We start from the raw sequence: 390 nt of genomic DNA on the forward strand, positions 1-390 counted from the left end.
TTCTTCATTGGCATTGTAGGTAACGGTAACAGTTCCGTCCGGTGTGTCAGCAGTGGCAGTTTCGGAACCAACGCTAGCTTTATCCGGAGTGTATCCAGTAATGGCTGGTGAATCAATTGAGCTAAAGACCGCATTCTTAGTAGTCCAGTCGCCATAACTGATAATCTTGCCAGTAACTTGGTCGAAGGTGGCCGTTCTTGTGAACGTAACCGTTTCAACTTTATCGTCAGAAGCTTTACTACCGTCAGCATAAACGTAGTGAACCGTTCTCGTAATGTTCTTAGTCAGATCATTTACACCAGTTCCGTCTGGGTACTTTGGTCCCGTTGGGTTATTTGGATCAACTGGTTGACCTGGTTGTCCCGGATTATCTGGCGTAACCGTCTTAGT

The 390-nt window shown here is 46.2% G+C and carries 1 protein-coding gene; it reads right to left on the reverse strand.

Features of this window, described 5'->3' with window-relative positions:
- On the reverse strand, positions 1 to 390 hold a 390-nt coding region (locus tag AC6UC9_RS06960; protein WP_500701541.1), incomplete at both ends, for a mucin-binding protein.

This window comes from Fructilactobacillus sp. X7R4C1 (genome assembly GCF_059901115.1).